This is a genomic window from Bacillus sp. DJP31 (assembly GCF_049310945.1).
Lineage (GTDB): Bacteria > Bacillota > Bacilli > Bacillales > SA4 > Bacillus_BS.
Genome location: NZ_JBMERO010000040.1, coordinates 1 through 22,159, shown reverse-complemented (window position 1 = coordinate 22,159; position 22,159 = coordinate 1). Strand labels below are relative to the sequence as shown.

17 protein-coding genes and 3 pseudogenes are annotated in these 22,159 nt (G+C 35.8%); 14 read left to right on the top strand and 6 right to left on the bottom strand.

The window, feature by feature from the left end; all coding sequences use genetic code 11:
- Positions 1–131 precede the first annotated feature (131 nt).
- Positions 132–1,587 (bottom strand): annotated as a pseudogene (gene istA / locus ACOI1C_RS20970) (IS21 family transposase); the annotation flags it as partial.
- 93 nt (positions 1,588–1,680) lie between these two features.
- Between istA and ACOI1C_RS20965 the strand changes: the two are divergent.
- From ACOI1C_RS20965 to ACOI1C_RS20940, 6 genes are all read left to right on the top strand, one after another.
- A complete protein-coding gene (locus tag ACOI1C_RS20965) occupies positions 1,681–2,358 on the top strand; it encodes a carboxypeptidase regulatory-like domain-containing protein (RefSeq protein ID WP_422512512.1) in 678 nt (225 codons plus the stop codon).
- A 761-nt stretch (positions 2,359–3,119) separates the two neighbouring features.
- A complete protein-coding gene (locus ACOI1C_RS20960) occupies positions 3,120–3,434 on the top strand; it encodes a helix-turn-helix domain-containing protein (RefSeq protein WP_422512511.1) in 315 nt (104 codons plus the stop codon).
- A gap of 296 nt (positions 3,435–3,730) precedes the next feature.
- Positions 3,731–4,060 (top strand): phosphoribosyl-ATP pyrophosphohydrolase, encoded by a 330-nt coding sequence (locus ACOI1C_RS20955; RefSeq protein WP_422512510.1) that lies wholly within the window; start codon positions 3,731–3,733, stop codon positions 4,058–4,060.
- Positions 4,050–6,476 carry a DEAD/DEAH box helicase family protein gene (locus ACOI1C_RS20950; protein ID WP_422512509.1) on the top strand — a complete coding sequence of 809 codons (2,427 nt, stop codon included), beginning with the start codon at positions 4,050–4,052 and terminating at the stop codon, positions 6,474–6,476. Before ACOI1C_RS20955 ends, ACOI1C_RS20950 begins: the two co-directional genes overlap by 11 nt.
- A gap of 547 nt (positions 6,477–7,023) precedes the next feature.
- Complete coding sequence (locus ACOI1C_RS20945) at positions 7,024–8,439, top strand: SIR2 family NAD-dependent protein deacylase (RefSeq protein WP_422512508.1); 1,416 nt, start codon at positions 7,024–7,026, stop codon at positions 8,437–8,439.
- Between the two features lie 137 nt (positions 8,440–8,576).
- Complete coding sequence (locus tag ACOI1C_RS20940) at positions 8,577–9,959, top strand: HNH endonuclease family protein (protein ID WP_422512507.1); 1,383 nt, start codon at positions 8,577–8,579, stop codon at positions 9,957–9,959.
- Between the two features lie 249 nt (positions 9,960–10,208).
- Here the strand turns inward: ACOI1C_RS20940 and lsrB are convergent, their stop codons facing one another.
- The 4 genes and pseudogenes from lsrB to ACOI1C_RS20920 all read right to left on the bottom strand — a co-directional run bounded on the left by lsrB (position 10,209) and on the right by ACOI1C_RS20920 (position 14,806).
- Positions 10,209–11,252 carry an autoinducer 2 ABC transporter substrate-binding protein LsrB gene (gene lsrB, locus ACOI1C_RS20935; RefSeq protein ID WP_422512506.1) on the bottom strand — a complete coding sequence of 348 codons (1,044 nt, stop codon included), beginning with the start codon at positions 11,250–11,252 and terminating at the stop codon, positions 10,209–10,211.
- Positions 11,253–11,266: 14 nt separating this feature from the next.
- Positions 11,267–12,277 (bottom strand): ABC transporter permease subunit, encoded by a 1,011-nt coding sequence (locus ACOI1C_RS20930; protein ID WP_422512505.1) that lies wholly within the window; start codon positions 12,275–12,277, stop codon positions 11,267–11,269.
- 88 nt (positions 12,278–12,365) lie between these two features.
- Positions 12,366–13,232 (bottom strand): annotated as a pseudogene (locus tag ACOI1C_RS20925) (ABC transporter permease subunit); the annotation flags it as partial.
- A gap of 53 nt (positions 13,233–13,285) precedes the next feature.
- Positions 13,286–14,806 (bottom strand): sugar ABC transporter ATP-binding protein, encoded by a 1,521-nt coding sequence (locus ACOI1C_RS20920; protein WP_422512504.1) that lies wholly within the window; start codon positions 14,804–14,806, stop codon positions 13,286–13,288.
- A gap of 254 nt (positions 14,807–15,060) precedes the next feature.
- Here ACOI1C_RS20920 and ACOI1C_RS20915 point away from each other — a divergent pair, with 254 nt between their 5' ends.
- The 4 genes from ACOI1C_RS20915 to lsrF are packed head-to-tail and all read left to right on the top strand — an operon-like array spanning position 15,061 to position 18,748.
- Positions 15,061–16,029 (top strand): sugar-binding transcriptional regulator, encoded by a 969-nt coding sequence (locus ACOI1C_RS20915; RefSeq protein ID WP_422512503.1) that lies wholly within the window; start codon positions 15,061–15,063, stop codon positions 16,027–16,029.
- Positions 16,007–17,569: an autoinducer-2 kinase gene (lsrK, locus tag ACOI1C_RS20910; RefSeq protein ID WP_422512502.1), complete on the top strand. Its 1,563-nt coding sequence runs from the start codon at positions 16,007–16,009 to the stop codon at positions 17,567–17,569. Before ACOI1C_RS20915 ends, lsrK begins: the two co-directional genes overlap by 23 nt.
- A 19-nt stretch (positions 17,570–17,588) precedes the next feature.
- Positions 17,589–17,963 (top strand): cupin domain-containing protein, encoded by a 375-nt coding sequence (locus ACOI1C_RS20905; RefSeq protein WP_422512501.1) that lies wholly within the window; start codon positions 17,589–17,591, stop codon positions 17,961–17,963.
- The gene (gene lsrF, locus ACOI1C_RS20900; protein ID WP_422512500.1) at positions 17,960–18,748 is read left to right on the top strand and encodes a 3-hydroxy-5-phosphonooxypentane-2,4-dione thiolase; all 789 of its coding nucleotides are present in this window, start codon (positions 17,960–17,962) and stop codon (positions 18,746–18,748) included. The genes ACOI1C_RS20905 and lsrF overlap by 4 nt, the downstream gene beginning before the upstream one ends.
- A gap of 320 nt (positions 18,749–19,068) precedes the next feature.
- On the opposite strand, the pseudogene ACOI1C_RS20895 reads toward lsrF, so the two are convergent.
- Positions 19,069–19,179: pseudogene (locus ACOI1C_RS20895) on the bottom strand (replication protein); the annotation flags it as partial.
- A gap of 527 nt (positions 19,180–19,706) precedes the next feature.
- On the opposite strand from ACOI1C_RS20895, the gene ACOI1C_RS20890 reads away from it, so the two are divergent.
- The 4 genes from ACOI1C_RS20890 to dgt form a co-directional block, all read left to right on the top strand.
- Positions 19,707–20,381, top strand: coding sequence for a GNAT family N-acetyltransferase (locus ACOI1C_RS20890; protein ID WP_422512499.1), 675 nt, complete (start codon positions 19,707–19,709; stop codon positions 20,379–20,381).
- 72 nt (positions 20,382–20,453) lie between these two features.
- Entirely contained in the window at positions 20,454–20,693 is a 240-nt protein-coding gene (locus ACOI1C_RS20885) for a hypothetical protein (RefSeq protein ID WP_422512498.1), read from the top strand.
- On the top strand, positions 20,674–21,369 hold the full coding sequence (locus tag ACOI1C_RS20880; RefSeq protein WP_422512497.1) for an aminoacyl--tRNA ligase-related protein: 696 nt from the start codon (positions 20,674–20,676) through the stop codon (positions 21,367–21,369). Before ACOI1C_RS20885 ends, ACOI1C_RS20880 begins: the two co-directional genes overlap by 20 nt.
- Before the next feature lie 26 nt (positions 21,370–21,395).
- Positions 21,396–22,159, top strand: a 764-nt coding sequence (gene dgt, locus ACOI1C_RS20875; protein ID WP_422512496.1) for a dGTP triphosphohydrolase, incomplete at its 3' end; no start/stop codon positions are given.

Genomic DNA, 22,159 nt, shown 5'->3' with positions numbered 1-22,159 from the left:
TTGCAATGAATAGCCAATAAAAGTTCCATGGTTTCGTGCAAGGTATTCAAATAATTCGGTTTCCACAGCTTCAACCCCATCCGCCATCTTCACTTCCTCTTACATCTTAATATGCAAAATGAATGTTATGGTGGCGTTGTAGAAATCATGATAGATTGTTCACTAAGGAAAATGAGCTTTTCTGTCGTGATAACCCCTAATCCTTTTTTGTTGATTTCCGTGACGGCGGACAACACTTTATCCAGTTGATTATTCTCTTTGACGTAAAGAAGTAACTCTAGAAAATCTTTCTCTTTTCCTATATAATGGGTGGCGTATAAGTTTTTTATTTGTTTAGGTGCTTGACTCAAACATTCACTTTGAGCCAAAGCACCTTTTTTCTTTTTAAACGTTTTCAGGTAGTGATAAATATTCATTTCCCATTGATGAAGTCCCCAGTTCCTCCGGTGCTCTGCCACTTGCTCTCCTTCAATGAATAGTCGGATCTTTTCAGCACTTACCTTCGCGCGAACCCAACCTCCCACGTGACCTTCAGGCACGGAGTACTTATTTTGCTTAATCGTGACTGTACTGTACTTATCCACACGACACAAGTATCTCTGACACATCAAAGGGACTTGGAATTACATCCTGACCTGATGCCACTTTCTCTTGACCTTTTAATTCATCATGCGAGAGTTTCTTTTCGTGATGGATTCGCTTGTTCAATGATTGAAGCGTCTGAACCAAATGTTTTTGGGCATCTTCTAGTGTCACGAAGGAAAAGTCCGATGAAAATGCTTTTCTTCTGATAAACTCAACACTACGCTCCACATGGCCTTTTTGATTCCCTTTCCGTGGTTCACAAAGTCGTATGGTAAAATCATAATAATTTGCAATGTTCACCATGCCATCCGTGATTTTTCGTTCCGTACCAATAAACGACTTTACGACAGTCCGCATATTGTCATAGGTGAATATCGAGGGCACAAAACCTAAATGCTCTATCAGTCTCGTATGTACATCCTGTACACAGATAAGCGTCTCAGATTCATAAAGCATCGCAAAACGATAATTACTATAAGCAAGAGTAAAGATTGCCAATGAAAATGATTTTCGTTTCCCAGCGATTAGTAATTTCACTTCTCCCCAATCAAACTCCACCTCCATAGCTGGCGAATAACGTTGGCGAATAAAAACCTCTTTTGACCTAGTCTCTTCAGAATTCACGAAATTCCGTATAGTTGTATATCCAATATCAAATCCTTCATCCACTAATTTCTCGTACATATCAATCTTCTTCATTTGTTGTTTACTCATGTTGTTTTTACGTTTCCACTCGTTTTCACTCATAAATTCTTTTATTCTTTCCATGATTTTCGTAGTCAGTTTTCGTTTGGCGCCTATTCGTTGATTGTAAGCTGGGGGAGTTATGATATCTTCCGTGACCGCCAGGTCACGAACATCCACCGCTTTGCTAGCTTCAAATCCCCGAATATATTTTGTAACGGTGTTTCTAGAAATACCAATCAATTTCGCGATTTGTCTAATGCTTTTTACTTGAAGATGCAATTGTATGACCTGCTGTTTTCTATCCAAAGTAATCACTCCTGTCTTCCTCCTAACAATATGTGTTAGGAGTATTCTCTTACAGAAGTGGCTCAGTTTTCAAGTGCTATGGTGGCTCACTTTTAAGTTAACATAAACACTTATCAAGCGGATAATGGCCAAATTATTAGTGGCGCTCAAATTAAGGTAAGAAAGACGTTGAATAGCAGAGAGGGAGAGGAGGTAGTATATGAAACCTCTACTGGAGAAGACGGTTCATTCTTACTAGAAAAAGTTGAGACGGGATACTATACGCTAGAAGTAGCGAAAAGCGGGTATAGTACAAACTATATCAACGTGACAGCAATTGGCGGTACAGAAGTAATCAAACAACTTCTATTATCTCCAATATTAGAAGAGGGAGAAGCAAGGGTTGTGTTAGAATGGGGTGCTACACCTAGAGATTTAGATTCTCATTTAGTTGGACCAAGAAATGATGGTGGAGAATTCCATGTCTTCTATGGTAATAAAAACTATTATGAGGATGGAATAATGCATGCAGAACTTGATATTGATGATACAAGTTCGTACGGACCTGAAACGATCACTATTAGAGATTTAAAAGATGGTGTGTATCGTTATTATGTACATGATTATTCAAATCGTGGAAATTCATCAAGTTCAGAGATGTCAAACTCAAGTGCTAAGGTAAAAGTTTATACAAAAGAAGGCTACACTGAATTTAACATACAAAATAATCAGCCTGGGACAATTTGGAATGTATTCAATTTCGAAAATGGCCGTATTAAGCCAGTAAACACAATTGAATAGATAAAACCATTCACCAGCGTAAAAATTGTGGTATAGATAAAGCGGAAGGTTCTCCTCCGCTTTATGATTAGGGGGATTAGAGTGGGGATTAAATACATCATTCCAGAAAGCCTTATAAAAAAGCAGACTAATTTATTTTATAAAGTACTATTACAAACGACAAATCTCATTTTTTGGATCTTGTTGCTAGGGGCACTAATATTCATTTTAATTTTTATAAATAAGCTTACCACCTATGGAGTTGAAATTGCTGTCTCAAGTACCATCAGAGAAATGAATGTATTTCTTGAACCATTATATTCCCCATTAAACTGGTCAAACGAGTCTAGTGCAATAGTTCCTAACTTGTTCATAAATATTCTGGTGTTTTATGCACTGTATTCTTTCGCTTTTAGCATCCTTGCGAAGAACAAAGTAGTAGGGTATGTCGTGTTAATTCTTATAAGTGTAGTCGTAATATTTTGGTATTACATATACATATTAAGTGGAGCGTTTATTTAGTGCTTTAATCCACTTTATAACGTATAGAAAAATGAGTAGACACATTGTCTACTAAACTATTTAAGTACATTTTTCTAGTTTCTATATGAAACAAGAAAAATGTACTTTTTCGTATATTAATAAACATTGAAGAAGATTTTATAATTACTTGAAATTTTTTATAAAATCCAAGGTATACATTGTGTTCATCTCCCTAGATAATGGGTTCAAAGGAGATAGAGTGATGTCAGATAAGGACCTATTATTAACCAAGTTAAAAGATTCGTGAAAAGCGTCAAGCTATTTCTGTCACCCAGGAAGAGTTTGCATTTAAGCTTGGAATCCACGTAAACAATTTAGGAAACATTGAACGCGGGGTAAACCCACCAAGAGGGGAAAACTTCATTCGTTTAAATATGGAATGGGGTATTGACATGACCAAACTTGTACTAGAAGCGAATGCTGAGGTTAAAAGCGACAGTTTCCAGATGGAGAGTAATTTTACAGCCTTACTTATACAAACGATCATTTCCTCAAATCTCAAGTGTCACCACCTGAAGTATTTCGGATTTTATACACTTCGGCTGAGCCTATAGGAACAAAATTTGTAGCCATTGGATGAAAGTAGGTCATCACCTTGCCAATTAATGTTAACAATTGTAGGTGGTTTATCTGTAGTAATGTGGTGATCATAAACCTATATATACAATCAATTTGTTAGCTCAGTGGGAGAGCCATACCTTCAACAGAATAGACGTAAATCGAAGAACCAAAACTTTATAAATACAAAGACCTTCGCATGTCTACTAGACATGCTTTTTTTGATATAATTAAATTACTACAATTTGGAAAGAAAAAAATCAGTTCTATGAAATTCAGGGAGAGATATAATATGCCAATCTACAACAAACTTGTAAGAGACAAAATTCCACAAGTAATCGAAAAAACAGGAAAAGTGTTCAAAACATCTATCCTATCAAATGAGCAATACATAATAGAACTCCAAAAAAAAGCATTTGAAGAACTAGAAGAATACATACATGCGGGCAATCATGAAGAAGCAATCGAAGAACTCGCAGATCTACTAGAAATCATTCATGCTTTCGCTGAATACCATGGTTCTACAATACATGATGTTGAAAAAGTCCGAGAGATAAAAGCCGAGGAGCGAGGCGGGTTTAAGGAAAGAGTATTCTTAATTGAGGTTGAAAATGAGCAATAGTCTTTTAATTACCACGAACTTAATTTATGAGTTAAAGGATAAGATTGAGAAAGCGAATTCCATCTATATTTTATCCTCCTTTCTTATGAATTCTGGTGTTAAGATACTAGAAAAGTCATTGAAGGATGCTGCTGTTCGAGGCGCAGAAATTAGGGTTTGTACCGGTGATTATTTATACATAACACAACCTGAAGCTCTTCAATTACTTCACGATATTCACCCCGATATAGAAATTCGTTTGTGGAAAAGTAGCGGTGTATCCTTTCATCCAAAGGCATATATTTTTCATTATCAAACTAGAGGAACAATCATAATTGGCTCATCCAACCTATCCAGGTCTGCATTAACTTCAGGGATAGAATGGAATGTGTTATTAAGTGAGTCTACTAATCAAGACACATTCGAAACAGCAACCCGTTTATTTATAGATACGTTCTATTCGAATCATACAATTCCCATTAATAATGAAACAATTAAGAGCTATCAACAAAAATACGATATATTTCATAAAGAGAACCCTCATTTAGAGAAGAAGATGACCGAGCTTGAAGAGCTCGAACTTATGTATTCTTCTAATAAAGAAGAACTAAAGGATAAAGTCGCTGAAGAACAAACAGGATATGAGGTTATCTTTCCTCGCTTTGCTCAGGTAGATGCACTGGAACAATTGGATTCAACATTAGAAGAAGGCTATAACCGGGCTATGGTTGTGATGGCAACTGGGCTTGGGAAAACGTATTTAGCTGGCTTCTTTTCACAAAGGTTTAAACGAATTCTCTTTATCGCCCATCGGGAGGAGATCCTTCACCAAGCCAAACAGTCGTTTCATAAAGTGAATCCAACTAAAACTTATGGAATATATAACGGACAAGAAAAGGATCCGGATTCAGAGGTCATCTTTGCATCTATTCAAACTTTAAGCATGAAGCGTCACCTGGAGATCTTTCAACCAAATGATTTTGATCTTATTGTGGTCGATGAGTTTCATCATGCAGCTGCTGATTCCTATCAGCGGGTCTTAACTTATTTTGAACCTGAATTTTTGTTAGGTATAACAGCCACTCCAGATCGTACAGATAGTAAAGACGTTTATGCCATATGCGGTGGGAATGTTGCCTATCGGATTGAATTTATCGAAGCGATTCAACATCAATGGCTAGCACCGTTTCACTATATTGGTGTGTATGATGAAACCGATTATTCTCAAATTACGTGGTTAGGATCGAAGTACGATGAAAAGGAGCTTTTAGCTGTTCAACTAAAAGAAGAGATGGCAGAAAAGATTCTTGAAGCCTGGACTTCTAATAAACAAACTAGAACGATAGGATTTTGTTCATCGATTAGACAGGCTGATTTTCTATCAAGCTATTTTCAGCAAAATGGATATCGCTCTATCAGTTTACATTCAAGATCTACAATCGCTAGAGGGGAAGCTATCCAACATCTAGCAGATGGTGCAATTGATATTATCTTTACCGTAGACTTATTTAATGAAGGCGTGGATATTCCGGCCGTTGATACTATCCTTTTTGTGCGTCCAACTGAATCTCTTACCATTTTCACACAGCAAATTGGTAGAGGATTAAGACTTCACCCTGAAAAGAAGAAGTGTGTGATTATTGATTTAATAGGGAATTATCGAAATGCTGATTATAAGCTAAGCTTGTTTCATTTGGGAAATGAGGAAGCTACTAAAAAGCCTGGCTCTATTCCGCAAGTTCCGGAGGGGTGTTTACTAGACCTTGATATTAGAGTGATCAATTTGATTGAGGAATTATCACGGAAACTCCAACCGAGAAGGCAAAAGCTACTGAGTAACTATCGTATTTTGAAAGAAGAGCTGGGAAGACGCCCAACTTATCTAGAGTTGCATCTAAAAGGAACAATTGATGTAAATGAATATAAACAAGAGTTTAAAACATTTATTGGGTTTTTAGAATGGGCCGAAGAATTAACAAGATTCGAGTTAGGAGAATTAAATGATCATAGAGATTGGCTGGTAGAAGTAGAGAAAACAGGGATGGCCAAGAGTTATAAGATGGTTGTTTTGGCTGCTATGCTACAACGAGGTGAGAGTCAGTGGTATAGAGCTATTACTCCTCAAGAGGTTGCACCTTACTTCCATGACTATTTAACTGGAAAGGAATATCGAAAGAGAATTGATTTTTCCGACAAAGATTCTAGAAGGTTATGGGAGTATGATGAAGAGAGAGTTAGTAGTCTAATTGCTAGAATGCCCATGGCCAAGTGGAGTGGGAGTTCTAAAGGGTTGGTTAGGTTTGAAGATAACTTTTTTGAATTTGCTATAGATGTAAGTGGAAAAAACGAAGGAATTTTATTTGATTGGACTAAGCAGATTTGTGAGTTTCGGTTACATAGGCATTTTGAGAGGAAAGGGCAGAAGACAATAGATTAAGTAATTCAGTTAGATAACCAAATATGAAAACTGAATCAATTATGATAATTTAATTTGGATTCTAAAGAAGGTGAACAAGCATTTCTCTATTATTTTGATTAATTAATGCATATAGTTTCCTACGTAAGGATCTTGATGTCAAAATCTATATCTATCAATAAGGAAAACTCCAAGTAAACACTCTCATCTATAATTTGGTAAAATTGTTGGAATTTGTTTCAGTGAACTAATTTGATGTGAAATAATTAGTATGTATTTAGTAATAATGTTATAATTAGGCAAAATATGAGTTAATTTAGTTGTTTAATTAATGCATATGGGAATATGTAAATAAATTACTTAAATGTTATATTTATACAACTAAAATAATCAAAGCATTAATAGCTTATTATTATGAAAATTATTAGGAAGTGGTGATTCAATGCAAATAAGCGAGTTTATTAAAAATTTCACTAATCATCCCGTACTTTTTGTGGGTACTGGTATAAGCCTTAGGTATTTGTAAAATTCGTTTACATGGGATGGTTTACTTTCTTATATTTCAAAAATGATTAAAGGATCAGATGAGTTTTATTATGATTTAAAGTCGAAGTATGAAAAAGATGGATACTTTGATTACTCCAAAATTGCAAAAGATCTCGAAATTAAATTTAATGAAGTATTAAAGAATGATCGAGATGGTGAATTCAAGAAAATTAATGATGAATTCTATGAAAATATGAAACTAAGTATAAACATAAGTCGTTTTAAATTATATATATCACAATTATTAGCCGGTTATAGTATTAAGAGTAGCAAACAACATGAAATTTCAGAGTTAAAAAAGGTAAGAAAGAATATTGGTTCAGTAATTACTACGAATTATGACAGTTTCATAGAGGATATATTTGAATTTAAGCAACTAATAGGTAACGAAATTTTATTAAGCAATCCTTATGGTTCAGTATATAAGATTCATGGTTGCGTTGATGATCCAGGGAAGATAATTATTACAAACGATGATTATAAGGTTTTTGATGAAAAATATGAACTTATTAGGGCACAGTTGTTGTCGTTATTTATTCATAATCCAATAATATTTATAGGCTACAATATTGGCGACCATAATATTAAAGGCATCTTAAGAACCATTTTTACTTACATAAATCCTAATTCACCAGAAGCGGAGAAAATCAGAAAAAACTTCTTGCTTGTTGAATATGAAGAAGAATCTCAAAATATTGATGTTACAGACCATGATATTGATATGGATGGATTTTCTACAATCCGTATAAATAAAATAAAAACTGACAATTTTATAGAAATATATAAACATCTAGCTGATTTAAGTCTGCCTGTTTCAGCTATGGATATTAGAAAAGTACAAAGCATTGTTAAAGAGATATATGCTGGGGGGAATATAGAAGTTAGTATTACTGAGGATATAGATGCGTTAAAAAATGGAGAAAAGATATTAGCTATTGGTTCATTAAAGACAATCAATTATGAATTTCAAACAACTTCAGAGATAATGGAGAACTATTTCAAAATTATTGATGAATCTAATCACCAGTTATTAAAGTTAATTGATAAATATAGAATTCAAAGAAGTCAGTATTTCCCTATATATGGATTTAGTAAAATTCAATTGGAATTGGAAAGCTCTAGAGCACTAAAAGATAATCAAAATGAGAAAATAACTAATTTAGTAAGGGGAACAAATGATTTTGCTGAAGAACATACGACTATAAACAGTATTTTACAAGATGATAATATATCTCAATCCAGAAAGAACCTAGCTATAATATTTGGAGTAGTAAACGATAGAATCCAATTAGAACCAATTGAAGATTATTTGCGAAAATATCCGGACAAGAAAACTACTGATTATAGAAAACTTTTATGTGTCTATGATTATAAAAAATATGCAGAAGCAGATGATAGGGTATTACATAGTATTCATAGTGGTTTAAATATATCTTAATTGAGGTAAACAAGTAGAATAGGACAAAATTGCAGCTATAATTAAGGTATGGTTGATTACAAGTTGGCCAAAGAATTGTTCAATTGTGGTAATTTATTCCAAAATAAAAAATTTTATCATATAAGAGGGGGTAGATTATGTCTCTCCAAGGAAATGTACTAGAAATTGAAGAAGAAAATGTTGAAGAATTTTATGATAATGAAGAAGAAAACGAGTCTGAAGCAATATCTTCAAATAATACCTCTGATGAACGTAAATTAATATGGCAAGCAAAAGATTTTAGCATTAGAGAGTTTCAAGCAATGAAGCAGGATGGAGAATTAGATTTACAGCCTGAATATCAAAGGAAATTTGTAATTGATTCTACACGAGCTAGTAAATTAATTGAGTCTGTTTTGTTGGATGTCCCTATTCCGGTAATTTACTTAGCTGAAGAAGATGATAGTGTTTATAGTGTTATTGACGGACAACAACGATTAACAACTTTTATTTCGTATTTAGAAGGAAAGCTTCCAAATGGCAAAGATTTTTCTTTATCTGGTTTAAAGGTATTAAAGGAATTTAATCGTAAGGGTTTTAGTGAATTACCAAAAGAATTCCAGATGAAAATCAAAAAGACAACCATACATACTATTATTATTAAGAACGAATCACATGAGAATATAAAATTTGAAATTTTTGAAAGACTGAATACAGGTTCGATTAAGTTAAACGAGGATGAAATTAGAAATACCATTTATAGGGGTCCATATATTCATTTACTTTCTGAACTTGAGGAAAATGATGTCTTTCATTCATTAGTACGAAAAGATAATTATAAGAACAGAATGATATATCGTGGAATGATTCTTAGATTCTATGCACTTTCAGAAAGAACCTACTTAAATTACAAACCTAGCATGAAACAGTTCTGTAATAAGGAATTGCGGGATAATAGACATATTGGTGAAGAGAAAGGTGAGGAATATAAGAAAAGATTCCTTAAAGTTGTTGACCTAGTAAAACTGGTGTTTGGTGATAAAGCTTTTAGGAGATTTATTCCAGGAGATTCAGATAACGTTAATGGAAAATGGTCAACCAATGTTATTAATATGGCCCTATTTGATATACAAATGTGTGGATTTGTAAATTATGAGAAACATCAGATTATTTCTAAAGCTGATGCAATCAGGGAAAAGTTAATTAAGTTAATGAGTCAAAATGAAGAATTTATCAATTCAATTGAAATAAAAACTAGTGATAAAAATGTTCTTACTAAAAGATTTAAAATATGGTCTAAAGCTCTAGAGGAGATTGTAGGTAGTCCTTTAAATGAAAATCGAACATTCGAATTTAATATCAAAAAACAACTTTTCGAAACGAATCCTACTTGTCAAATTTGTCATCAACAAATCTTGGCTCTGGATGATGCTGAAGTTGATCATGTTATTCCGTTTTCAGAAGGTGGTAGGACAGTGTTGAGTAATGCACAATTAGCACATAGATATTGTAATCGTAAGAAGGGTAACAGTATAAGTTAACTACAACTAGACGAAAACGCCTTATATTAGGCGTTTTTTTGTTAAGTATAACTGGGGAAAGGTACCCATTCCAGAATTCATTTTAAATGGTAACGCACCACTTGGTAAAGAACCAATAACAAGCTTATCACAACAGGAGATTAGGGAGATGTATGATACAGGTAGGAAATATGAATAGAAGATGGAATACTATCAAATTTAAAGACGGTATCAAAAGTATGACACCGTCTTCTTAATTATACTCCCAAATCAAAAATCATACTCATCAATATTATCCTTCGTAAAAATAACCCGCTCCGGCAACAAAATAATCCCACTATCATCAGCCGTATACTCATACCCTTGAATTGTATTGGGCTCAATTTTTACTTTACCGATGTTTGGAACTTCAAATTCGTCGCCCACTTTGAGGTCCTTTCCTTCAACAGTCATTAAGTAAGCAACATACGCTGCAAGTGCACCTTGTTTTTTTACATCCCAGAGGCCAAATTGCTCTACAGTGTCTCTTTTTACATAGTCTCGCATAACGTTTGGTGTGGAGAAGCCTGTAATGACAACTTCACCAGCTTTACCAAGGTTTTCGGCGGCTTGAGCCATGGCTGGGAGGGCTGTTGCATCTGGGCATATGATGGCATCAATGTCTGAGTAAGTATTTAGGATACTTTCTCCAACTGTTAGAGACTTTTGGGCATCGTTTTCTCCATACTGTGTTGTGACAATTTCCCATCCTGGATAATCAGCTGCGATCATTTCCTTTGCTTTTGTTACCCATTGGTTTTGGTCTGTCACGGTAGGGCTGGAGTAGAAAAAGGCAACCTTTCCTTTGTCGCCGATTTGATCAGCTGTCATTTTAATCAAAAGTTCTGCTAATTGCTCAGGTGTTCCTTGGTTGATGTAGAAGGAGCGGTCTTCTGGGTTAACATCTGAATCCCATGTTAATATTTTGACACCTTTATCTTTTGCACGCTTTAGTGCTTGGCTTAAGCCATCGACAGAAACGGATGAAACCATTAACGCATCATAGCCTTGGTTCACAAAGTTATTAATATACTGTACTTGACCTGCTACGGTTGCTTCAGTCGGTCCGTCATATTTGAATTGAACACCTAGTGAGTCCGCCATTTCCTCTGCACCTAGACCACCTGAAGTGAAGAATCCAACCCCCGTAAGTTTAGGGATAAACGCTAGCTTAACATCTTCTTTGCTTTTTGGACCGGCATTATTACATGCTGCTAGGGAGAAAACTATGACTATAGATAACACCAATGCTCCTATAACTCTCATACGTTTCATTTTTCATTGCCCCCTTATTTTTTTAATACAAGATTAGGATCTTTGGAAACGATATTCGCAAGTAGATGATGAATAGAATGCCAATTTGAATCTCGTAAGAATACTGAAATAATTAGCATAGAACCAATTACGACACTTATATGCTGACTTGAGAGTCCTGCCATTTGAAGACCGTATTGCATAATACCAATAAAGATACTCGCAATCGCCGTTCCTAACACACTTCCTCTCCCGCCAAAGATAGAGGTTCCCCCTAAAACAACAGCTGTAATGACAGGTAAAACTGCTTCTGCTCCTAAATCGGATCTAGCTGAACTAAAGTAAGATGTTAGGATGATACCGCCAATACCACCTCCAAGACTCGATAACATATAGGTACTCATGACCGTCCACTTTGTATGAACGCCACTATACCTAGCGGCTTTTATATTAATCCCCACTAAAAACACGTTTCGTCCATATCGTGTATAGTGAAGTAAACCACCGAAAAGGAAAATACATGTAAGTAAAATCAAAATGGGATTAGGTATCCCTAATACTTGCCCATTTGCAATGTCTACAAAGAGATTTGGAAAACCACTAATTCCCTCATAGCCTGAAGCACTCGATCCACCAGAGATAACAAGTGCAATCCCTGAGAATAGGAACATCCCACCTAAGGTTATAACAAGAGGCTGAACGGTTGTATAGGCAACCAACATTCCATTTACCGTACCAGCTAAAACCGCGACTGCAAGGGCTAGTAAAACGGCGATCCATACTGTTAGGCCATTGATCCAAAGAACCCCTAACACAATAGAAGCCAAGCCCATAATGGAACCCACTGAAACGTCAATCCCTCCCGTTATAATGACGAAGGTCATCGGAATGGCAGCTAGAGCAATATAGGCAAAATCATTCATACTATATAGCAGGTTGCTTACATTCAAGAAGCCAGGTGAGATAATCCCAAATAGAATACATTCTAATAGGATTAGAAAACACAAGACTAATTCCCATCTAATGAATGATTTTATTTTTTTCATCTGGGTTTTCACCTCCTTTTAAAGAAGCAGCATCTTCTACAATTTGTTGTCTCTTAAAGCTATAATTCTTCAAAAATTCTTGAAACCTAGAATCTCCGACAACAATGACTAGAAGAAGGAAACCAGAGATCGCATTATTCCAATAGGCCGGTATCTTTAGATAGATTAATGAATTATTAATAACTGTAAAGAATAGGGCTCCTATACCAGCTCCTACAACACTTCCGATTCCTCCTGTTAAACTAACACCACCAAGAACAGCTGCTGCAATCACCTGTAATTCAAGTCCAGTTCCAGTTTGATTTGGAACAAACCCTATATTCATAACAAATACCATCCCAGCTATAGCTGCAGAAACACCTGAAAGAATAAAGGCAAGTACGGTTACTTTCTTAACAGGGATCCCTACTAATCTAGCTCCTTCCACGTTGTCACCAACCGCATAGAAATAACGGCCGAATTTTGTTCGTGTTAGACATAAGTGGGCTACGAGTAAGAGAAGTAGAACAATCCAGACTGGGAAATTAAGTCCTAAAAACTTTAACCCCGATAGTTTCTTAAAAAAGTTAGGAATATCTTCTATCCACATTCCTTTTGTGTAAATGAGCATCGTACCTCTAATCACACCAAGCATCCCAAGTGTCATAATGATGGAGGGTATCTTTAAATAAGCCACGCCAACTCCATTGATCAATCCGACAAATGCACCTACTAAAATGACAATAGGTAAAACTAGCCAAATCGTAACTCCAGATGTTAGTAAAACACCGCATACAGCAGCAGATAATCCCATCAAGGAACCGACCGAAACATCAATATTAGAAGTGAATAACACAAACGATTGACCAATGGCCATTACTAAGAGAATCACACTAGCCTTTACTAATAGTGAGATAGAATCTCCTGCAAGAAAATCTTGATTAATAGAGCCTACAAATAAGATGTACGCAATCATGAAGACAAGTATGGAAAGTTCTCTTGCTTTTAAAAAACGAATAACCGCGTTACTCACGTGATTACCTCTTTTCCTACACCAAATGCATAGCGTGTGATCGTGTCAGACTGTATGTCTTCTTTTTCCAGGGTCTTAACGAGATTTCCTTCATGCATCACCATGACTCGATCACTTAGACTTTCAATCTCTTCCATATCAGAGGAAATTAATAGAACGGCTAGACCATCTTGCTTTAATTCCTGAATGATTCGGTAGATATCCTTTCTCGCACCTGCGTCAATTCCTCTAGTGGGTTCGTCTAGAATGATGACCTTTGGAGTCGCAGCTAGGTACTTCGATAAAACAACTTTTTGTTGATTACCACCAGATAGATCCTTTACTTCTTGGTTAACACAAGTTGCTTTCACTTGTAGTTCAGAAACAAATTTTGTGGCAATTGCTTTTTCCTGTTGAAAGGGTAGTAGAAATTTACTTAGACGATGAAGAATTGTAGAGGAAATATTGTTTTGAATAGAAGTAAGTGAGAAAATACCGTTTTTATGGCGATCCTCTGGGACATAAACAAGTCCTTCGTTAATTCGTTGATGAATGGATAATTTCTTTATATTGATTTCATTTAAGAAAATATCACCTGATTCTGAATCGGTTAGTCCAAATATGGCTTCCGCTAGCTCTGTACGACCAGCTCCAACGACACCTGCAATACCTAAGATTTCTCCAGAATTAAGAGTGAATGTTATATCATTAAAACGTTTTCCAGAGAGATGGTTCACTCGTAACACGAGATGGTTTGAATTCTTGTTTTTAGCTTGCTTAGTGATTGGAACGTTTACGTTGTACTGTTTTTTATTTTGAGACATATTTTCAGGAAGTAACCCTGCTAGTAATCTATCATAAGTAAATTCTGATACGTTACCTTGTGCAGAAATAATTCCATCACGAAGGATAGAGACTTTGTTGGCTAGTTGAAAAATTTCAGGAAGGCGATGAGTTATATAAAACACCCCAAGTCCTTCAGATGTAAGTTGTTTTATCGTTTGAAAAAGGGATTCAATTTCACCGAAAGTTAGGGTAGAGGTAGGTTCATCAAGTATAAGGATCTCCGCTTCTCGAGCAAGGCCACGAGTAATCTCGATTAACTGCTGCTCTGCAATGGATAGCGTAAGGGCACTTTGGTGGAGATTTAGCTTCCAGCCCAGCTTATTAATGATATTTTCAACCTTTTCTTTTAAGTTTGATTTTGAACCTGGAAGTCCAATTGTTATATTTTCTTCTATTGTCATGTTTGGAAAGATAAGAGGCTCTTGTGGTACAAGATAAACGCCAGAAAGATGTGCTCCAAACGTGGAAGAGAAATGAGCCTGTTTTCCTTTAATACTCACCTGCCCATCATCTGCTTTATATAAACCCGTAATAATTTTCATTAACGTTGACTTTCCTGCACCATTTCCTCCTACAATTGCATGGATTTCACCTTTATTAAGAGATAAAGAGATACCCTTTAATACTGGATTTCCAGCAAATTGTTTATACATTTCTTTAATCTCTACTAAAGGAATAGGTTGACTACCCATCATTTCACCACCATTATCGAATTCCAATAAAAACGCTTACATTTTGAACAAAAGAACATAACCAACTAAAAAGTTCATGTAAGAATAAATGCTTGTTACTTATTTACACAGTTGGTATATCAATTATTCCCACAAATTATTTAATTTTCTAAAAATCATAAAATTAGTTCTTTTGTTTAAAAAGTCGGGATATATTTTTGGTAAGTTCGAACAAAAAATTACAGGGCGAACATTTGTTGAGGAGTGTAACTGTGATGAGTCATGATAGATATACAGAAAACATGCTGATAAAAGTGGCTTGGTATTACTATAAAGAAAATCTTACTCAAAACGAGATAGCCGAGTTACTTGAATTATCTCGAACGAAGGTAGTTAGGCTTTTGGAGCGTTCCAGAATAGAGGGAATTGTTCAGTTTCAAATCAAAGGACAAGGAACCAATTGTTTAACGATCGAAAAGGAGTTTAAGGAAACCTTTTCTGTGCCTAATGCCTTTATTATTCCTGCACCACTAAATAAAAGAGAATTGAGTGACAGTTTATCACGTGCCGCCGCTCAATACTTACATCATAAGCTCCAAGCCAATGACCTAGTAGGTCTAGGGTGGGGAAGGGCTGTTTCTCGAACCATTGATTATTTGACACTTGACCCAAACAGTCAAATATCGGTCGTAACGTTAACTGGAGGAGTTAACTACTATCTTCATAACAGACGATCGCAAGATGGAGGAATGGAACGATTTCATGAAATCCATGTCATTCCAGCCCCATTTCTTGCATCAACAGAAGAAATGGCCGAAAGCTTCCTCAATGAACCTTCAATCAAAGAAATCTTAGAGTTAGGGAGCTTATCGAAATACATTGTGGTTGGGATTGGTGGTATTTCTCCGGATGCGACTATTATTCAGGAGGAAAAAATGACGTTGAATGAGCTTACTTTTATCAAACAACAGAATGCAGTAGGCGATATTTTAGGTCAATTCTTTGATCGTAATGGTAAAGTTCTATCACTGCCTCACCACAAAAGACTTATTGGTTTAAATCTTAGAAACTTAAAATCGCTAAACAATGTGATTGCTGTTGCAGGAGGTGATAGAAAAATAGATGCCATATATGGAGCGTTAAAGGGAGGATATATTCATACTATGATTACGGACGAGACAACTGCTGTCTCTTTAATGGATATGGAGGTGAATTCTAAGAATGGAACACATATTAGCACTTGATGCGGGAACAGGGAGTATAAGAGCCGTACTTTTTGATAGGGAAGGAAACCAAATAGGCGTCTCTCAATATGAATGGACGCACTTGTCTGATGAGAAGTATCCAGGATCCGTGGATTTTGATTATTTATCAAACTGGAAGCTAGCAGTAGATTGCATTAAGAAAGTTATGGCTTCAACTGGTGTAGATTCGAGAGAAATTAAAGGAATAAGTGCTACAAGTATGAGAGAAGGCTTTGTTTTATATGATCAATTTGGCCAAGAAATATGGGCTTGTGCCAATGTAGATGCACGTGCTTCAGAGGAAGTAAGATACTTGAAAACCCTAGACCCGACCCTCGAGGGAAGAATATATTCTGTTTCAGGTCAAACGTTTGCTTTAGGTGCTATACCGCGGTTGTTATGGCTAAAGACCCATAAACCAGAAATCTATGAAAAAGCCAGTTTAATTTCCATGATTAATGATTGGATCTTATACAAATTATCAGGACAATTACAGGTTGATCCTTCAAATGGATGCACAACTGGGATTTTCTATTTAGAAAAAAGAGATTGGACACAAGCTATAGCAACTTTATGTGAGATAAAATCCAATATATTTCCACAAGTCAACGAAGCAGGTACAGTCATTGGAAATGTTACAAAACAAATCGCTTCTATAACTGGGCTCATGGAGGGTACTCCTGTTGTATCTGGAGGTGGCGATGCCCAAATGGCATCTGTTGGAGTTGGGGCTGTTAAAGAAAAACAAACCGTCGTATCTGGTGGATCCTTTTGGCAGCAAGAAGTGAATATAAAATCTCCTCATTTAGATGGTCAAGGACGAATTAGGGTGAATTGTCATGCTGTGCCAGGACTTTGGCAGTTAGAAACCATTGCATTCTTCCCAGGACTCGTAATGAGATGGTTTCGTGATACTTTTTGTGACAAAGAGAAAGAAGAAGCAATTCTCACGGGTCAAGACCCTTATGAAATATTAGAAGAAAAGGCAAAAGACGTACCAGTTGGGTCGAATGGAATCATTCCTATATTTTCAGACATCATGAATTACATGTCATGGAAACACGCTGCACCATCCTTTCTTAACCTCAGTCTAGATCCTCAAATTACAGGTAAAAAAGAATTATTTAAAGCACTTCAAGAAAACGCTGCTCTTATTACACTAGGAAACTTAAAACTCATACATGAAGTTACGGGATTTTATCCAGAGGAAGTAATATTCGCTGGTGGTGCTTCAAAAGGTAAGCTATGGAGCCAAATAGTATCAGACGTATTAGGGATTCCAGTTAGAGTCCCTGTCGTTAAAGAGGCGGCGGCGTTAGGAACGGCACTTTATGCAGGTATTGGTGTGGGATTATACACCTCCATTGATGAAGCTGTATCCGAAGTTGTGAAATGGGAGAGAATACACCAGCCAAACATGGAAAACCACAAAGCTTATCTAGAAATCTATGAAAATTGGAGGAAGATTTATCAAATTCAGCTGCAATTAGCTGATCAAGGATTAACAACTCATATGTGGAAAGCACCAGGTTTAACTTAATCTGAAGGGAGGTGAATGGATGAAGAAAGTAAATGAAAACGATTTTGAGTATCGTTTTGGTGATAATGGACCTAAATACCTAACTAAGGGGCCGAATGTAGATGTAGGTGTTGTAGTTTTATTGCCTGGACAGGATTTTCCAAACCATTACCATACAGAATGTGAAGAGATTTTCTATATTCTCGAAGGAGAAATAGATTTTTATATTAATGACGAGAGAGTTCAAGCAAAACCTGGGGATATGATTCAATGCTGGCCGCATGACTCCCATTACTTAATTAATAATTCTAACCAGAATTTTAAAGCCGTCTTCATTAAATCACCACACATAGGTAGAAATGATTCCGTTGTGATTGAAAAACCAGATTTATATAAAGGAGAGAATAAACAATGAGCTGGGGATTTAAAAACCGATTAAATAAGATTTTACCAAATGGTAGAGCCGTTATGCTTGCTATTGACCATGGATATTTTTTAGGCCCTATTACAGGACTTGAAAAGCCAGGCGAAACAGTAAAGGATCTATTGGCATACACCGATTCTTTATATCTAACAAGAGGTACACTTGCAGCGTGTATACCTGACGATACAGAGAAACCAATGGTTCTTCGAGTATCAGGCGGTCCTACTGTACTGAATGATTTATCGAATGAAACCATTGTGACTTCTTTAAAAGAAGCAGTCCGACATAATGTGGTAGGTGTTGGTGTATCTGTATTTGTTGGCTCTGAAAATGAAACAAAAACCATTACAAACCTAGCACATGTAGTCACAGAAGCACATGATTACGGAATACCTGTTTTAGGGATAACAGCAGTAGGTAAAGAGCTTGAGAAAAGAGATACTAGATTCCTAGCCCTAGCCTCACGAGTGGTAGCAGAAATGGGTGCTGATATTGTAAAGACCTATTACTGTGATAATTTTGAAAGGGTAACAAGTACATGTCCAGTACCCATTGTAATCGCTGGAGGCCCTAAGTTTGATACCATCCGGGAAGCCCTCGACATTACCTATAATGCCATGAACCAAGGTGCTGCAGGCGTTGATATGGGACGAAACATTTGGCAATCTTCACATCCAGTTGCGATGATCAAGGCCATTCATTCTATTGTAAAAGATGGGTATTCAGTGGATCGGGCTATGGAATTGTATGAATCTACGACTGAAGTAAAGGCTTAGTGATGGTGGTAATCGACAAGTGTGGGTTCTTGCGATTACCTTTTTTTATGCTTAATAACTTGACTCTTGCATTTTCTAGCCAGATCCCTAAAAAAGGTCAGACTGGTAGTGTAAGCAGCTTAAGACCATGGGGACAGGTTCCATGTCCCAAAAATTTTGTCAGGCTATAAACAAGGATAACCTCAATTTATGCCGAATAACTTAAGAAGTCGCGTACATTCTAAAATTGAAAGTAGTACTAAAGTTGACAAAGGAAAGCATGGGGACGGTTCTTCTGCTTCCAAATGGAAGCAAGAGGACAGTCTGTCTCCATACTTCTTCTATAATGCTAGTTTCATTGCCGCGATCACAAGTTCATCGTTTTGATCATTGCACCATGCTTCTATTTTTTCAGCTAGGCAGCTACTAAGTGTTCCAAATCCATTTTTCTCGAATAATTGAAACGGGTTAGGTGAGTGAGGGTAAGCCCGCGTCTTCTACAATAATCTTATCTTTGTTCTTTGAAGAACTCTTAAGTGAATTTTTAAAACAACGTTGACATTGATTTTCGAATTTTATAAGAAAAGTTATAATTTTTCTTATAAGAGAATAGAACGGCCAAGGAAAAAATAGAAGCTTAGGGATTGTTCTTCTGATTCCAAATGGACCCAAGAGAACTATTACCATGCTTGCTTCATAGGGGGGGTAGGGACTTTGGATATAAATGCTTATGACCAACTACTAGTCTCGCCTTTTTGTGCATAAAACTTGTCCTTAATAGAACAGAATCGTATCTTCACTGATTCCTAAAAAAAGAAAACCAAATCCTACTAATTTTCATGTCGAACTGGTTATTTTGTGATAATTTTAAAGTAGGAACCCCAATAAGCAAGAGTGTTGATGGTTAAATTAGATTAGGTGATAAAATCCTTTATTAAATGGAAAGCAGTTATAGTATGAGAATAGTGGAGGAACTTCTATGTTTTTAAATGTCAAAATGGAATCTACATTTTTGGAAGACGTAGTTAATTACATTCAAAAAGATATGACCATTCTATTAATAGACGATGAAGAGGATGAAACCAATATTGGTCAAGGAGAAATGATTGTATTTTCAACTAAACATGCTGACTCTCCTTCGATACGAGAACTTTGCGATGGGCTTGAGCTGCATCTTTACCAAACTGTCAGTTCAGTTAGGATTTTTAACAATGAGTTTGAAGCCGAAGAATACGAAATGTGGAAGAAAGAAGGAGTAGATTTAACTGAAGAAGAGGCAACACATGATGATCCTGTATGGAAATTCGCTAGAGAACTTGGTGTAAGTGATGTAGCGGTGTATGAAGAAAACGATTATGATGACAATACAATCAGTGTATATGGAACGATCGCAATTTTATCAGATTTATCTATTGGGAAAGAGTACCAAAGAAAAGGGTATGGCACCCAAGCAATGGAAGAGATTATTAATTACTGCAAAGCTTTAGGTATCGATTTTATTTTACTCAAACCCTTTCCTCCTAGTGGAGAGGATATGGATGAGATCGAAAGTCAAAGAAAGGTTAGTGAACTTCTAAGTTTTTATGAGCCACTTGAATTTAAGAAAACGATTGGGCGAGCAGAAGAAGTTCATTTGTGTTTACGATTGGTTTAAGTCTAGTAGTTTATCTTGTATAGAAGCATGGTGAAAGTTCTTCTGCTTAATGGAAGCAAGAGAACCGTCCCCATGCTTCTCGAAATTGAAAAGGGTGTATATGGAGAGTTATCAAAAATTAGAGAAGAATTATATGAGGCTATGGATGCAGAAAAGCAAAGAGATAAGGTAATGCTCCTTGTTGAATTATCTGATATAGTTGGAGCGATTGAAGGCTATACACAAAAACATTATAACCTGACTGTTGATGATTTATTAAAATTCTCTAGAACAAGAAGTAGGGTGATTGCTAATGAATTACAAGGTGAGTAATGGTATCTATAATTTAGATTTCAAGCTTTCTGGACTAGAGAAGAAGATACAGGATGAATATTGTGAATTATTAGAAGAAAAGGGTTTTAATTATTTATCAATTCCGTCTACGATTCGGTATGAAACCTTTTTAAAGCAAGAAGCACAGCCACCGGAGAAAACACTTCTTGTAGATGATCGTAACCATAAACATGGACATTGTTTATCTGGTTCTGCTGAAACTGGCATTTTAGAGTATTTTGAGAATAATAGAGTTGAACCAATGTTTATTTATGCCAAAAATTCTTGCTTCAGATATGAAAAAGAATACATTGACTTAATTCGTACAAAGGAATTTACAAAGATTGAACAGTATTGTTTTTGTGAGGAAAAAGATTGGAAAGAAAAATTCCATTTTCTATTAGATAACGCTACTTCATTTTTAGAGAAGCATGATATTCAGTATCGCGTGATTGATGTTACTGACCAAGACGAAGGATATCATAAACAAAAGTTTGATGTTCAAATATGGTCCGTAGAACATGGGTGGATTGAATCTCATAGTTGTACGTACTTTGGAAACGAACAAACAAAGCGATTTAATATTACAGGTGCAACGCATACAATTTCTAACACAGGAATTGCATCACCTAGAATTTTAATACCTTTTATTGAGAAAGCAAAAGTTACAGTATAATTTTTTTGAAATTAGGGAGAGACTTCATGTTTAATTGGAACCAGTTGTTGTCTGAAGAACGAAGAAAAACTCAATATAGTCTGTATAAAGAAGATTTTCGAAATGGATTTGAACAAGATTATGATACAGTTGTAACCTTCTCTTCAATGAGAAGGTTACAAGATAAAACACAAGTTTTTCCTTTACAGAAAAACGATTTTATTCATACAAGGTTAACTCATTCTATTCAAGTATCTGGAGTAGCTAGATCATTAGGACACCATATATCCACCAACATTCTAAATAGTAAATTGGATTCATCGTTCACCTATGATCATGCCGATAAAATTCCATCTTTATTAGCCACAGCGGGTTTAGTACATGATCTGGGTAATTGTCCGTTTGGTCATTATGGAGAGTACATTATACAAAACTGGTTCAAAGAATGGTTTTATAGTGAAGAATATTTAAATTTTGAGAAGGATGGAAGAGGAGTTACCCATGCTCAAAAACAAGATTTTTTAAAGTATGATGGTAACCCTCAAACCATTAGAATACTATCTAAATTACAGTTCTTAAACGATCATTATGGTGGAAATCTTACCTATGCTACGTTATCAGTTCTTATAAAATATCCGTATTCCTCAGATTTTTCTTCTAAGAAATTTGGATATTTTCAAACTGAAAAAGATCTTTTCCTAGATTTACTTCATGCTGTGGGGCTAAAGGAAGGCCAAAGGCATCCACTAACCCCTCGTAATGAGGAATCTACATCATATCGATTTCCTTCCAGTTCAATAATTGCCGTTTT